This window comes from Salinibacterium sp. M195, from assembly GCF_019443965.1.
Classification (GTDB): domain Bacteria; phylum Actinomycetota; class Actinomycetes; order Actinomycetales; family Microbacteriaceae; genus Rhodoglobus.
Genome location: NZ_CP040814.1, coordinates 1,969,508 through 1,983,141 on the forward strand (window position 1 = coordinate 1,969,508; position 13,634 = coordinate 1,983,141).

Below are 13,634 nucleotides of genomic sequence, written 5' to 3' on the forward strand. Positions count from 1 at the left end.
CCTTCATGGCAGTAGTCGAGTTGTGCGGGTGCGGAGGTGTGCTGAGCACGGCGCGAACGCTTCGGCGAACCGAACGCCAGACTGCAGACCGCGGTAGGCGGCAATGGTGGAAATCTGGCCGAGCACATCCATCTCGTCGTGCTGTTCTAACCAGACCAACTGGCTTGAGTGCAACCGCATCATTTCGCGTTTGGTGTCGAGCTGTTCGGTGATATCAACGAATTCAGTTGGCTGGAATCCGAGACCGGCCATGGTGTCCATGTAGAAGAGAGCGGGAACGGCATCGAGGGGAGGACTGTCACTTTCATAAAGCGGGAGAGTGGCGAGGAAGCTTGCCGTAAACGCGAGGGCGGAGGCTTGATTGTGATCCTCCATGTAGTCGCCCGCGGAGTGCGTGATGATGACGTCGGGCCGAGCGGTTCTGATTGCTTCAGTGACCAACAGCTTCTGGTGCTCGTTGCTGGCGTCAACTTCGCCGTCACTCACTCCGAGGTTGATGTAGTCAGCGCCGATCAGGGCTGCGGCGGAACCAGCCTCGGCGCGCCTAATTCTCGCGACTTCGGCGCGCGTGCCCGAGGTTGCGCCGCGATCGCCACCGGCGATGTGGCACATTGTGACGTGGTTGCCGAGACTGCGGTACTTGGCGAGGGTGCCAGCGCACGTGAGCTCGAGATCGTCAGGATGGGCGCCGATGCCCATTACGCGCAATGGTGAAGCCGGTGCAGTCATGTCGTTCTTCCTAACGGGTGAGATCCAGTAGTTCGTGTTCGCAAGCAGCGATGGCTCGGCGACAGGCGCCGACGAGTACCGCGTGGTCTCCTAGTCCTGCCAGCAGTAGGTCAGAGTGAAGGGGCGTCAGCTCGCCGAGCATGGATTCGATTCGTTCGAGCATCCATGCCCCAGCCCGAGAGATTCCGCCGCCGATAATGACGACCTCTGGGTCGAGGATGCTGATAACGGATGCGATCCCGGCGGCTGTGTATCCCAGCAATTTTTCGACGATTTCTAAGGCATCTGGATCACTGCTCTCTGCCATCCGGTAGAGAAGCGCGGCATCAATCAGTTGAGGATCCCCGCCCGCGGCCTCAATGAGCGCCTTCCCTCGGCCTGACGCGCACAACTCTTGAGCGGCCCGATGGTAGGCAGCCCCGCCAACGAGAGCTTCGAATCGGCCACGATTCCCTTCTGGGTTGGCGGCCGTTAGCCCGACAAGAGGTAAGTAGCCGATTTCTCCCGCGCCGCCATGGGCGCCTCTAATGAGCGTGCCTGACTTGACGATGCCCAGCCCTACCCCGACACCAAGATGGACGTACGCGACATCGTCAAAACCTTGTGCTGCTCCGCGCCATTGTTCGCCGAGCACCGCCAGATGGACTTCGTTCTCGACGTGGATGGGGCAGTCGCCAAGAAAAGACATTGCCGAGACGAGATCTACGTCGTCCCAGTCGGGGAGTTGTGGCGCAAGCGTTACCCGTTGGGTCGCTGGGTCTACGATTCCTGGCGTCGCGATGCACAGGGCCCGAATTTCGGAGTTGGTGAGATTCGCCGCTGCGATGGACCGCTGAAGGGCGCTGCGAACGAGTTCAACGAGCTCGGAGCCTGAGCCCACTCCGATGAGGGCGACTTCCTCCTGTGCCACGAGTGTTCCGGCAAGATCAGAAACGGCGACCTGGGCGCGAGTGGCCCCAATGTCTATCGCGCCGACGAACGCGGAATCCTCTCTGAAGGCCAGTAGGCGAGCGCGTCGACCCGGGCTTCCCGTTGGCGGTTCTGGAGCTTCGAGGACTCTGCCTTCCACCACCAATTCGTTAGCGATGCCATCGACGGTGATCTTGGATAGCCCGGTTGCCTTACTGAGAGCGGGGCGCGACATCGGCCCGCCATCGCGAAGCGTCCGCAGGACTTGACTGCGGTTCATCCTGCGCATCAGTTGGGGAGAACCAGTCACAGCGACTCCTGGGTCGGATTGACCAGTACTTCCTTGCGATTTCATAGTAAATAGGTTACCTTCCTAACTAATGAATTGACAAGTCCGAATCGGAATCCCGCTCAAGATTCCTACCGGGCCGGCGGAACCGAAGGAGCTTCCCATGGAGAACAAGATTTGTCTTAACAGCAACACTTATCACGGCTTCGAATTTGCCGATGCAGTATCAGGCGCTCGCGCCGCTGGCATTCATTTCATCGAAATTGCGGCGGTGCGTGGCTACACAGAACACGCCCGTTGGGAAATGACCGACGACGAAGTCGAGAGCATGCTGGCCACCCTTCGCGACAACGACATCGCGATCCTGGGGATGTGCGGTCATACCAACCTGATGACAGAAGATGGCCGAGAGAACTTTCGAAAAAATCTCGGGCTGGCCGCGCGTTTGGGAGCGTCCTACGTCGTGACCGGCACCGGCGAGACTCACGGCGACGAGCACGTCATCGAAGACGACAGCGAACTTGTGGAGATCCTTCGGGAACTTTCTGCGGTCGCAGCCGGGTACGGCATTACGGTTGCCGTCGAGACCCATGGCGCCAGCTACGGTACCGGCGCACAGATCAAGGAGCTCGTTGGGAAGGTGGGAGCGTCAAACTTTGGCCTCGCGTACGACACCGCCAATGTAATCCTCTACGCCGACACTCTGCCCTATGACGATCTTAAGCAGAGTGCCGATGTCATCGTCGACATCCACCTCAAGGACAAAGCGGGAGAGTCGACCGAGTGGAACTTCCCGGCGATCGGCGACGGCGATACAGATTTCCGTCGCGTCTTTTCGATCCTGGAGGAAGCACGCTGCATTGCGCCTCTCAGTATCGAGATTGAGTTCACGGCGGCGGGTCCAAGTTCCGTTGACGAGGTTCATGACGCGCTGCTGCGTTCCGCGCACGCTGTCCGTGAACTGCGTGGCGAGTAAGCAGACAACGATGACAACAATTGCCATCGTGGGTCAGGGCTATATGGCGCGGACGCACGCAGAATCGTGGTCGAAACTCGGGCACGGCGAAAACATCAAGTACATCTGCACACCGCGCCCCGGCAATCCCCTTGAGCACGCGCCTGCGGCGGTGTTCGTCACTGATTTCGATGCCGTACTGAACGATCCACAAGTCGACATGATCTCGGTGTGTAGCCCAACGGACACCCACCGAGACCTCGCGATCCGAGCACTGCGTGCTGGCAAGAACGTCCTGCTTGAGAAGCCTGTCGCGCTGAATATCCGTGACGCTTTGGCAATCCGAGAAGCCGAGCGTGAGAGCGGAGCCGTGCTGATGATCGCGCAGGTAATTCGATTCTTTCGGGGATACCAAATGTTGCGCGATGAGGTGCGCGATGGGGTCCTAGGATCCGTACTCTCCGTGAGGGGAGCCCGGCTGAGCAACCGTCCAGACTGGGCGCAGTGGTGGCATGACGAAACACGATCAGGCGGAGTCGTTGTGGACTTCAGTATTCACGATTATGACCAACTCAACCTCTTTCTCGGCGAGCCTATTTCTGTGTCAGCGGTAAGTGTCAACTCCCTCGGCCCCATCGAGACCACAGTCGAATACCGCGGCGGCGGAATAGGTCAGGTGCTCAGCTTCGCGGATACCGCGAGCGAGGTGCCCTTCACGAGTTCGATCGGAGCGATCGGAACCGGCGGCATTGCCGAGTACAACTTTGCGGCCGCGGCAGCAACCGCGGGAGCAGGCGTTAACCGATACACCCGCTCGGGAGCTGGCGGCTCATTCGAACACGACATCGTGGACGACGACCCTTATATGTCCCAAGTCAAGTACTTTCTCGAGTGTGCAACTGCCGGAAGTCGACCGGGCCTGACGACGACCGAGTCAGCGATCCGTGCCCTCGAGGTTTCACTGGCAGCTCGCCAGTCAATCGCTACGGGCAAGCGCGTCGTGATCGAATCGGCTGTAGACAATGCTGCAGCCGCAGGCACGGTGTTCGCCCAATGAGCGCGAAAGCAGCAGAGAACCCGATTCTTCGGGTGCTTGCAAAAAACAATCTCTGGGTCGCGCTGGCTGTGGTGGTAATTGCACTCAGTATCGCGTCGACGACTTTTCGAAATCCAGCGAACCTGCAGAATATTTTGGCGCAGAACGGCATCATCGGAATCGTGGCAATGGGCATGCTGGTCATGATGATCAGCGGGGGATTCGATCTCTCCGTTGGAGCAATTGGCGGCGCAGTTGCGGTTCTGGCAGCATTCACCTCTCGCGAGCTGGGCCTTCCTGCGGCGCTCCTGGCCGGACTGATCCTCGGCACGCTTCTTGGCCTTGTCAATGGCCTCATCATCGCCCGGTTGCGTATCAACTCGTTCATCGCGACTTTTGCCCTAGCGAGCATCGTGACCGGAGTCATGTTCGTCATCACTCAGGGCAAGTCAGTGGGCGGAAAGTCCGCCGCACTACAGGCTTTCACCTATGGTTCGCTCGGAGGGATCTCGTTTATCTTCCTCGCGTTCATGACCTTCGCCGTTCTCACCCACCTCATTCTGACCAGAACTAAATGGGGGCACTGGATCTTCAGCGCCGGAGCAAACGAGCACGCTAGCTACCTGTCAGGGGTGCCCGTTGTTCCGGTCAAAGTTGCGGCCTTTGTCTTTGGCGGGCTCGCGACAGCGGTTGGTGGAATTCTGATGTTTGGCCAGTCGGCGATCGGACAGCCGACAGGCGCAGACGCGTGGCCGCTCAACGCCATCGCTATCTGCGTAATCGGTGGCACAGCGCTATCGGGGGGCGTTGGCCGTGTCAGCAATGTCATCGCAGCCACGCTCCTTCTCGGCGTAATCGGCAATGGCATGAATCAGCTTGGAGTGTCTCCGTATTGGCAGCCCGCCGTCACCGGCGCAATCATTCTTGCCGCGGTTATCGCCGACCGAGCAGGTCGCGCGCGAGACAGCGACCATTAACTTTTTTCCGCAAGATACAGCACAACAAGTCCCAACCAATCACAGAAAAGGTGCCCCATAATGAATTCACGAAAGCGCACTTCCGCATTCTCGACAAGGTCAGGAGTCGCCATCATCGGCGTCGCCAGTCTGATCGCTCTGGCCGGCTGTTCGGCCACCAGCGAGGAATCGAGCCCCGTCAGCGCAGCCGGATGCAACGACATCACCTTCCTCATCAACAACATGGCCAACCCTTGGATCGCGACGTTAGCCGACGGTGCTGTCGCGCAAGCAGACGAACTCGGCGCGAACCTCACTGTTCAAGACGGTGCAAATGACAACGCCACCCAGATTGCCCAACTTCAACAAGCTATTGCGAACAACACCAGCGGAATCCTGATTCAGAGCATCGAGGCAGACGGGATCGTTGCCGCTGTTCAACAGGCCAATGCAGCAGGCATCCCCGTTGTTGCCGTGAATGCTGGGGTCGGCGACGGCGCCGAACTCGTCACGTATGTTGGCGTCGACCAGTCAGATTACGGTGTTGGGCTTGCTCAACTCGCCGAGCAGGCTCTGCCGGATGGAGGAAACGTCGCGCTCATTCAGGGCATCGTCGGGAACCCTGTCGAGGTTTTGCGCACTGAAGCGATCGTTGACACCCTCGACAAGAACGAGTCGATTGAGATCATTGCGACCGTGACAGACAACTGGAGCAATGATGAGAATCTCGCTGTCGTTCAGGACCTGCTCACAAAGTACGGCCCAGGCGAGCTCGACGTCGTTATTGCGGAAGGGCCCGAGATTTATATTGGTGCCCAATATGCGCACAGCATCGGTCGCGATGATGTGAAGTTTATCGCTGGCGACTTTCCCAACCAGGTTCACGCGGCAATTGAAGCGGGAGAAATCTACGGGGCGGTTCTTCAAGACGGTGCCGAGCAGGGTAAGGCTGGTGTAGCCGCTCTGTGCAATTGGTTAGAGGGCAATGAAGACGCAGTCAAGCAGCCAACCGACTTCGTCGAACTGCCGCTCGTCACTAAGGAAAACCTCAGCGAGTACAGCACTTCCTGGGACTGGTAAACACTCGTCAGCTGCGCCGGCTCGTTGTGGACGAGCCGGCGCAGAACCATCACCATCGAAAGAAGCCTGAGATGCCAGAAGCGAGTATCGCAGTAACCCCTCGCGTCGAGATGATCGGGATATCGCAAACCTTCGGAACGACGAAGGTGCTCGACAACGTCGACTTGAGCATCGCCCCTTCTGAGATCCGCGCCCTAGTAGGGCAGAACGGAGCGGGCAAAAGCACGTTAATGAAGATTCTGGGAGGAATCTATCCCGAGCACGAAGGCGCTGTGCGCATCGACGGTCATGAGGCGACCCTGACATCACCTCGCGACGCCCTGCGCGAAGGGATCGGACTCATTCACCAAGAGTTGAGTCTCATCCCCTCGATGACGGTTGCCGAAAACATCATGCTTGGTATCGAACCTGGGCGCGCGATCTACGCCAAAACGAGTACACGGGAGGCAGCTCGATCCGTTATTTCTGCGGTGCCAATGCTCGCTCAGCTTCCCGTGGATGCATTGGTTTCTGAGCTCAGCACCGGACTGCAGCAACGCGTGGAGATCGCTAAGGTGCTCTCCCGTGATGTAAAGGTTCTCGTGATGGATGAGCCAACTGCCCGACTTTCCGGGCCAGAACGCTCTGACCTACGGGATTTGATGGTTGAGTTGGCGAGCGGCGGCATGGCCATCGTATATATCTCGCACTTCCTGGAAGAAATCTTCCAGTCCTGCCACTCCGCTACCGTCCTTCGTAACGGACTAGTGGTGGACAGCGGTCCGATCGAAAACTTCAGCCTGAGATCAATGACACGGGCGATGCTCAATGAGGAGCTCGCAGCAGAAGAAGCCGCAGCGACATCGCGGTCGGATCGACACATCGTCGAGAAACCAGTGATTCGCCTCTCAGCGGTTTCCTCAGCGCGCGTGACTGATATTGACTTGGTAGTCAACGCTGGCGAGTTCGTGGGGTTGGCAGGCCTCGTCGGGTCTGGTCGCACGCGTGTAGCGCGTACGCTCGTCGGCGCAGAACGCGTGCTCCGTGGTCGCATTCTCGTGGATGACAAGCCAGTTTCTTTTCAGAGCCCGAGGGCTGCATTGGCTCAGGGAATCGTGTTGGTCCCGGAGAGCCGAAAGACTGAGGGAATTATCGGGTCCGCCACTGCTGCCAAGAATATGATCTTGATGGCGTTGGATCGAGGAATGGCGCCGTGGGGTGTTGTGGCGAAGAAACGAAGCATTGCTGCGATCAGTGACACTTTTTCCGGGCTACAAATCCGACCTGCCGATCCGATGCTTGAAGCCAAGCGCTTCAGTGGAGGAAATCAGCAAAAACTTCTCCTCGCCCGAGTTCTGCTCGCGAAGCCACGAGTGATTGTGGCCGATCAGCCGACAGCGGGCGTCGATGTGGGAACAAAGGCACAAATACATCGTTTGTTGAGAACTGCAGGGGCTGATGGCACCGCGATCGTGGTGATATCGGATGATCTCGATGAGCTCATTGCCTTGTGCGACCGGATCGTTGTGATGAAGAACGGGCGGATTATTGGCGAGTATCCGCGATCGGAGATCACTCGGCAAAGTCTTATCGACCAGATGTCTGGTGCCGAGAGCGCGCAGACGAGCTGAGCGTGTGAAAAGAAAACTTCGCGCACCCGTTAGGTTCGCGGGTGCGTGAAGCCGCGCTCTCGTTACATATTTCTCGATTTTTTACGAGAAGCTAAGGTGCCGAATGTGGGACTCGAACCCACACGTCCTTTCGAACAAAGCATTTTGAGTGCTCCGCGTCTACCATTCCGCCAATTCGGCTGACTACAACGCTGAATAGAATACCGTAGGCTTGAGCTTGTGACTGACCAAAACACCAATCAAACTGCTCCTCGTCGCGTTGTCGTTGCCGAAGATGAGTCGCTCATCCGCATGGACATTGTCGAGATCCTCCGTGACGCCGGCTACGAAGTCGTTGGTGAAGCCGGTGACGGTGAGACCGCGGTTGCTTTGGCAACAGAGCTTCGCCCTGACCTGGTCATCATGGATGTCAAGATGCCTCAGCTTGACGGGATCTCTGCTGCTGAGCGCCTCAGTGCCAACCACATTGCTCCCGTTGTACTGCTGACCGCCTTTAGCCAGAAGGAACTCGTAGAGCGGGCTTCAGAGGCGGGAGCGCTTGCCTATGTCGTGAAGCCATTTACTCCAAGTGACTTGCTGCCGGCGATTGAAATCGCGCTCAGCCGGTACGCGCAGATTATTACGCTTGAGGCCGAAGTTAGCGATCTCGTCGAGCGTTTCGAGACCCGCAAGCTCGTTGATCGGGCAAAGGGCCTACTCAACGAAAAGATGGGTCTTAGCGAGCCAGATGCGTTCCGATGGATTCAGAAGGCGTCGATGGATCGTCGTCTGACGATGCACGACGTGTCGCAGGCGATTATCGATCAGCTGAGCGCCAAAAAGTAGTCTTCGCTTCCAGCGAACTGCTTGGCCGGCCAAGCCACGCCCTCTAGGGAGTGAGGCGGTCTTTCAAGATGTTGGTGATGCGCACGGTTGAGAGCCGGCGGTCTTGCTCGTCTCGGATCACGATTTCGTGAGTGGCCAAGGTGCGGCTCAGGGCGATCGCTGTGCAGGTTGCCGTCACGAATCCTTCACGCACTGCGCGGCTGTGAGTAGCGTTGATTTCGATCCCCATGGCGATCCGCCCGGGGCCAGCGTGGATCGCTGACGAAATTGATCCGAGCGATTCGCCCAGGACGACGTGCGCGCCTCCGTGCAGGATGCCGATCACTTGGGTATTGCCTTCAACTGGCATTGTGGCAACTGATCGCTCAGCACCGAGCTCCAAGAACTCAATACCCATCTTTTGAGTGAGTGCGCCGCCTCCTGATTCCACAAGACGTGCAACGAGTTCGGGATCGAGGTCATCGGGATACTTCACAGAGGAGTCCTTCGCGCTAAGTCGTTCCGACTGTCGGCAGGCGCGGCTAGGCTGGCTGCGTGTCGGATAATCAAAAGCCTACCCTCATGATCATTGACGGCCACTCGTTGGCCTTCCGAGCGTTTTATGCGCTACCGGTCGACAGTTTTCAGAACCGCGAAGGGCAGCACACCAACGCCATTCACGGCTTTCTGTCGATGTTGATCTCGCTCCTGCAGAATGAGAAACCGACGCACCTCGCGGTCGCGTTCGATATCTCGCGGTACTCATTCCGCACGAGGGAGTATCCCGAATACAAGGGAACCCGTGGCGAGACGCCAGTCGAATTCGTCGGTCAAATTCCGCTTCTCGAAGAGGCGTTGAAGGCGATGGGTGTCCAAACCCTGAGCAAAGAGGACTACGAGGCTGACGACATCCTTGCCACTCTCGCGCATGAGGGGTCGGAAAATGGTTTCCGTGTGCTCGTTGTTTCGGGCGACCGTGATGCGATCCAGATGGTCAACGACAACGTCACGCTGCTCTACCCCAATGCTCGGGGAGTGTCGGAGCTCAAGCGTTACGATCGCGATGCCGTCTTCGAACGCTACGGAGTTGAGCCGCACCAATATCCTGAAGTTGCCGCACTGGTGGGAGAAACGAGTGACAACCTCATCGGCGTTGACAAAGTGGGGGAGAAGACCGCAGTTAAGTGGATCAACCTCTACGGCTCGCTCGATGAAGTGCTCGCTCATGCCGACGAGATCAAGGGCGTCGTTGGGCAAAACCTGCGCGACCAGATGGACCGTGCGGTTCGAAACCGCAAGCTCAATCACCTCCTCACCGATGTCGAGCTTCCCGTGTCAGTCGGAGACCTAGACCGTCACCCCATCGACGAAGCTGCCGTCCAGGAGGTTTTCGATCGCCTGCAGTTCAAGACGCTACTTCAACGTGTTCTCAAGATCGCTGCAGCTGAGCGTGGCGATGACGCTTCGGCAGTGGTTCCCCTCGAGACTGCGAGCAGTGTCCCGGTTGTCCGCACGATGGTAGATGAAGAATTAGCCAAGTGGATTGACACGAACAGTGCCAAGGGGACTACCCCGCTCGGTCTGACGCTAGCAATTGTCGACGGCAGTGTCACCGGCCTTGGCCTCGCCTCCGCATCCGAAACAGCATTCGTTCCGTGGGCAGCAGACAGACTTGACTATGTCGCCCTCACAGACTGGTTGGCGAGCGATGCGCCGAAGTTTATGCACTCGGCAAAGGCACAGCTCAAAGTCGCGTCGGCGAATGGCATCGAGATTGCTGGCATTGCGTTCGACACGATGCTCGCAGCGTGGGTACTCAAGCCCAGCGGCAAACCCGAGGAGCTCGAAGCTCAGGTCTACAACTACCTCGGCGAAACAATCGAGCAGAGCGACCCCAATCAGCTCGTGCCAGAAACAGAGGCACTCAGCCCGGCAACGATGTCGTGGTACCTAGTGCGCGTAGCGGAATACCTCACGGGCAAAATGGATGAGGGCTCGCTCGGGGTTTTGACCGACATCGAGATGCCACTGGTACCCGTATTCGCGCAAATGGAACTCACGGGCATTGCCGTCAATCGCCAGTTGTTGACTGATCTCAGCTCTTCGCTGTCCGAGACAGCGGCCGAAGTAGCGCGGAATGCTTTCGATGTAATTGGCCGCGAAATCAACTTGGGTAGTCCCAAGCAACTTCAAGACGTGCTATTCACCCAGCTCGAAATGCCCAAAACTCGGGCAAACAAGACCGGCTATTCCACGGATGCCGCGAGCCTGGTCGACTTGCAAGAGCAAGCACCCCACCCGTTCCTCGATCTCCTGCTCAAGCACCGAGACGCCACCAAGCTCGCCCAGATCATCACCGGCATCGAGAAAGCGATCGATGATTCCGGACGCGTGCACACGACCTACGAGCAGGCCGGATCGAGCACGGGCCGCATCGCATCGAACGAGCCGAACCTGCAGAATGTGCCGATCAAAACGGCGACCGGGCGTCAAATTCGGTCGGCGTTCGAGGCGGGCGCTGGATTCGACACACTGCTCACCGCCGACTATTCGCAAATTGAGATGCGAATCATGGCGCACCTTTCGGGCGATGAAGGCCTCATTCAGGCGTTCAACGAGGGCGAAGATTTGCACCGTTTCGTCGGTTCTCGCATCTTCGGCGTCGCGCCTGCGGAGGTGACTTCTGAGATGCGTACCAAGGTCAAGGCAATGTCCTATGGATTGGCATACGGGCTCAGCGCTTTCGGGCTCAGCAAGCAGCTTCGCATCGAGACGAGCGAAGCGAAGGCATTGATGACCGACTACTTCGCCCGGTTTGGCGCCGTGCGCGAATACCTGCGCAATGTTGTCGAGCAGGCCCGAGCAGATGGCTACACGACAACAATTTTCGGTCGACGGCGGCCCTTTGGTGACCTCAACTCGAAAAATCGGGTGTTGCGGGACAACGCCGAACGTCAGGCGCTCAACTCACCGATTCAGGGGTCTGCGGCAGATATTCTCAAGCTCGCAATGCTGCAGATCGACGCAGATATCAGGTCAGAAGGGCTGAAGTCTCGAATGCTCCTACAGGTCCACGACGAATTAGTCTTCGAGGTCGCTAGTGGCGAGCTCGAGCGGATGACTAAACTCGTCCATGAGCGAATGTCAGGAGCTGCTTCGCTCACCGTTCCGCTGGATGTTCAGATCGGAACGGGGCACAACTGGGACTCGGCCGCTCATTAGAGTCTGAGAAACCGTCACGCTTGTTTCTTCGCACGGTGGCGTGCTGATCATGTCCACGACCTACGATGTGCCCCACAACTGCAAGTACTGGGTAAGCAAACTCACAACTAAGGGAGCCAGACAACGATGTCAGATTCACAATCTCACCCGACGGCCGCTCACGGCGAAACCGTCCGTGAGAGCACCCCGATTGATGCGATCGCTGAAGAATGGGTAAAGACGCTCACCGAGCTTAATCCCGCGATCGGAACGTGGATTGGGTTGCCTGGCGCGCACTCGGGTTATGCTGACTATTCGCCTGACGGCCACGCCAGTGTGATGAGTGCTACTCGCGACGTACTCGGACGGCTTGAAGCTGCTGACATTGTCGACGATGTCGATCTTGTGACCAAGACCGAAATGGTATCGACCCTGCGTCTTGACCTTGATTCTGATGCCGCGAACCTGTGGATGCGCGATCTCAACAACTTGGCGAGCCCCGCCCAAGATATTCGTGGCGTTCTTGATCTCATGCCAACGTCATCGAACGATGATTGGTCAGTTATCGCAGATCGACTTCACCACATTCCGGCGGCAATTGATGGTTACATCGCCACGCTTCGTCAGGGAATCGATCAGGATGTTGTGCCAGCGCAGCGTCAAGTTGCGGAGGTAATCACTCAAGCAAAGCAGATCGCGTCGGCGGGAGGGTTCTTCGATAACTTTATTGCCGCCGCAAGTTCGCACACCAGTGAGAACTCCACCCTCAATAAAGCCCTGACCAAAGGGGCGGCGGAAGCGGCAACGAGTTACCACAAGCTGGAAGCATTTCTCCGCGACGAACTAGCCCCACGCGCTACGCCCCACGATGCATTCGGCCGGGAGCTATACGCCCTCGAATCTCGCGGCTTTCTCGGCGCCACAGTTGACCTCGATGAGACTTACGAGTGGGGGATCGAAGAACTCGCCAGAATGACTCGCGAGCAGGAGTCGATTGCGCGCGAGATCAAGCCTGGCGCTACGGTCGCCGAAGCGATTGAACACCTTGACTCCGACCCCTCGCGCACGCTTCACGGCACGGAAGCACTGCGACAGTGGATGCAGAAGTTGAGTGACGAGGCTGTGGATGCCTTGGCTGGTACGCATTTCGATATTGCGGAACCGATGCGTGCGCTCGAGTGCATGATCGCCCCCACTCACGACGGCATCATCTACTACACAGGACCTAGCGATGACTTCTCACGCCCCGGTCGCATGTGGTGGTCTGTCCCAGAGTCGGTCACGGAATTTACGACGTGGCGCGAGGCAACGACTGTGTACCACGAGGGTGTCCCCGGCCACCATCTGCAAATTGCGCAAGCGGTGTACAACCGTGATCAGCTCAATACCTATCGCCGCCAGCTTTCCGGTTCATCAGGACATGCTGAAGGCTGGGCCCTCTACGCCGAACGATTCATGAGCGAACTCGGTTTTCTCGATGACCCAGCGAATAGGTTCGGCATGCTTGACGGCCAGCGGATGCGGGCTGCGCGCGTAGTTCTCGACATCGGAGTGCATCTGGGCAAGCCCAAGCTTGATGGCACGGGGGTGTGGGACTGGGATTACGCGTTGGAGTTCATGACCAACAACGTGACTCTTGATCCTGCCAACGTGCGCTTCGAAGTGAACCGCTATTTCGGCTGGCCGGGTCAGGCGCCGTCTTACAAGGTCGGCCAGCGCATTTGGGAAGAACTCCGTGACGAGTGCAAAGCTCGTGAAGGCGCTTCGTTTGATCTGAAAGCTTTTCATCATCGTGCACTGAACATCGGGGGAGTCGGCCTCGATACTCTTCGGACCGCTCTTCTCGCGCCATACGAACGTCGCTAATCGGTGCGGGTGTCGTGCAGCAAGGCACCCGCCCGAACCGCCGCCACGGCTCGCGAGAAAACGCGGTTGTTTCTTGGTTGGCTTTCACTCTCGAAGGCGTTAGGCTGGAGTGTCGCAATTGCGACTTCTTATTCGCCTGCCATCGGCGATCACAACGCATAATTTCACCGTTGGCCCAATTGTGCGCTTTTCGAAGCGC

The 13,634-nt window shown here is 58.0% G+C and carries 11 protein-coding genes and 1 tRNA gene; 8 read left to right on the forward strand and 4 right to left on the reverse strand.

From position 1 onward, the window contains the following. Positions 1 to 3 precede the first annotated feature (3 nt). On the reverse strand, positions 4 to 729 hold the full coding sequence (locus FFT87_RS09400; protein ID WP_219948484.1) for a PIG-L deacetylase family protein: 726 nt from the start codon (positions 727 to 729) through the stop codon (positions 4 to 6). A 10-nt stretch (positions 730 to 739) separates the two neighbouring features. After that, positions 740 to 1,873, reverse strand: coding sequence for an ROK family protein (locus FFT87_RS09405; RefSeq protein WP_219948485.1), 1,134 nt, complete (start codon positions 1,871 to 1,873; stop codon positions 740 to 742). 217 nt (positions 1,874 to 2,090) lie between these two features. Here FFT87_RS09405 and FFT87_RS09410 point away from each other — a divergent pair, with 217 nt between their 5' ends. The 5 genes from FFT87_RS09410 to FFT87_RS09430 all read left to right on the forward strand — a co-directional run bounded on the left by FFT87_RS09410 (position 2,091) and on the right by FFT87_RS09430 (position 7,564). Then, on the forward strand, positions 2,091 to 2,903 hold the full coding sequence (locus FFT87_RS09410) for a sugar phosphate isomerase/epimerase (RefSeq protein ID WP_219948486.1): 813 nt from the start codon (positions 2,091 to 2,093) through the stop codon (positions 2,901 to 2,903). Between the two features lie 10 nt (positions 2,904 to 2,913). After that, positions 2,914 to 3,939: a Gfo/Idh/MocA family protein gene (locus FFT87_RS09415; protein WP_219948487.1), complete on the forward strand. Its 1,026-nt coding sequence runs from the start codon at positions 2,914 to 2,916 to the stop codon at positions 3,937 to 3,939. Further along, positions 3,936 to 4,895: an ABC transporter permease gene (locus FFT87_RS09420; protein ID WP_219948488.1), complete on the forward strand. Its 960-nt coding sequence runs from the start codon at positions 3,936 to 3,938 to the stop codon at positions 4,893 to 4,895. The genes FFT87_RS09415 and FFT87_RS09420 overlap by 4 nt, the downstream gene beginning before the upstream one ends. Before the next feature lie 60 nt (positions 4,896 to 4,955). Further along, complete coding sequence (locus tag FFT87_RS09425; RefSeq protein WP_219948489.1) at positions 4,956 to 5,954, forward strand: sugar ABC transporter substrate-binding protein; 999 nt, start codon at positions 4,956 to 4,958, stop codon at positions 5,952 to 5,954. 71 nt (positions 5,955 to 6,025) lie between these two features. After that, entirely contained in the window at positions 6,026 to 7,564 is a 1,539-nt protein-coding gene (locus FFT87_RS09430; protein WP_219948490.1) for a sugar ABC transporter ATP-binding protein, read from the forward strand. Positions 7,565 to 7,661: 97 nt separating this feature from the next. On the opposite strand, the gene FFT87_RS09435 is transcribed toward FFT87_RS09430, so the two are convergent. Further along, a tRNA-Leu gene (locus tag FFT87_RS09435) sits at positions 7,662 to 7,744 on the reverse strand. 39 nt (positions 7,745 to 7,783) lie between these two features. Between FFT87_RS09435 and FFT87_RS09440 the strand changes: the two genes are divergently transcribed. After that, entirely contained in the window at positions 7,784 to 8,389 is a 606-nt protein-coding gene (locus FFT87_RS09440; RefSeq protein WP_219948491.1) for an ANTAR domain-containing response regulator, read from the forward strand. A 43-nt stretch (positions 8,390 to 8,432) separates the two neighbouring features. Here FFT87_RS09440 and FFT87_RS09445 read toward each other — a convergent pair whose 3' ends face one another. Beyond that, positions 8,433 to 8,864, reverse strand: a complete 432-nt coding sequence (locus FFT87_RS09445; RefSeq protein WP_219948492.1) for a PaaI family thioesterase — start codon at positions 8,862 to 8,864, stop codon at positions 8,433 to 8,435. Between the two features lie 59 nt (positions 8,865 to 8,923). On the opposite strand from FFT87_RS09445, the gene polA reads away from it, so the two are divergent. Both polA and FFT87_RS09455 read left to right on the forward strand, forming a co-directional pair. Continuing rightward, positions 8,924 to 11,590 (forward strand): DNA polymerase I, encoded by a 2,667-nt coding sequence (polA, locus tag FFT87_RS09450; protein WP_219948493.1) that lies wholly within the window; start codon positions 8,924 to 8,926, stop codon positions 11,588 to 11,590. Positions 11,591 to 11,716: 126 nt separating this feature from the next. Then, entirely contained in the window at positions 11,717 to 13,435 is a 1,719-nt protein-coding gene (locus FFT87_RS09455; RefSeq protein ID WP_219948494.1) for a DUF885 domain-containing protein, read from the forward strand. The last annotated feature ends 199 nt before the right edge of the window (positions 13,436 to 13,634 follow it).

What these genes read in the sequence shown, in the direction of transcription:
- FFT87_RS09425 (WP_219948489.1), top strand. Translation starts at nt 4,956, where the DNA reads ATGAATTCACGAAAGCGCACTTCCGCATTCTCGACAAGGTCAGGAGTC.
- FFT87_RS09455 (WP_219948494.1), top strand. Translation starts at nt 11,717, where the DNA reads ATGTCAGATTCACAATCTCACCCGACGGCCGCTCACGGCGAAACCGTC.
- FFT87_RS09410 (WP_219948486.1), top strand. Translation starts at nt 2,091, where the DNA reads ATGGAGAACAAGATTTGTCTTAACAGCAACACTTATCACGGCTTCGAA.
- FFT87_RS09430 (WP_219948490.1), top strand. Translation starts at nt 6,026, where the DNA reads ATGCCAGAAGCGAGTATCGCAGTAACCCCTCGCGTCGAGATGATCGGG.
- FFT87_RS09415 (WP_219948487.1), top strand. Translation starts at nt 2,914, where the DNA reads ATGACAACAATTGCCATCGTGGGTCAGGGCTATATGGCGCGGACGCAC.
- FFT87_RS09420 (WP_219948488.1), top strand. Translation starts at nt 3,936, where the DNA reads ATGAGCGCGAAAGCAGCAGAGAACCCGATTCTTCGGGTGCTTGCAAAA.
- FFT87_RS09405 (WP_219948485.1), bottom strand. Translation starts at nt 1,873, where the DNA reads ATGTCGCGCCCCGCTCTCAGTAAGGCAACCGGGCTATCCAAGATCACC.
- FFT87_RS09400 (WP_219948484.1), bottom strand. Translation starts at nt 729, where the DNA reads ATGACTGCACCGGCTTCACCATTGCGCGTAATGGGCATCGGCGCCCAT.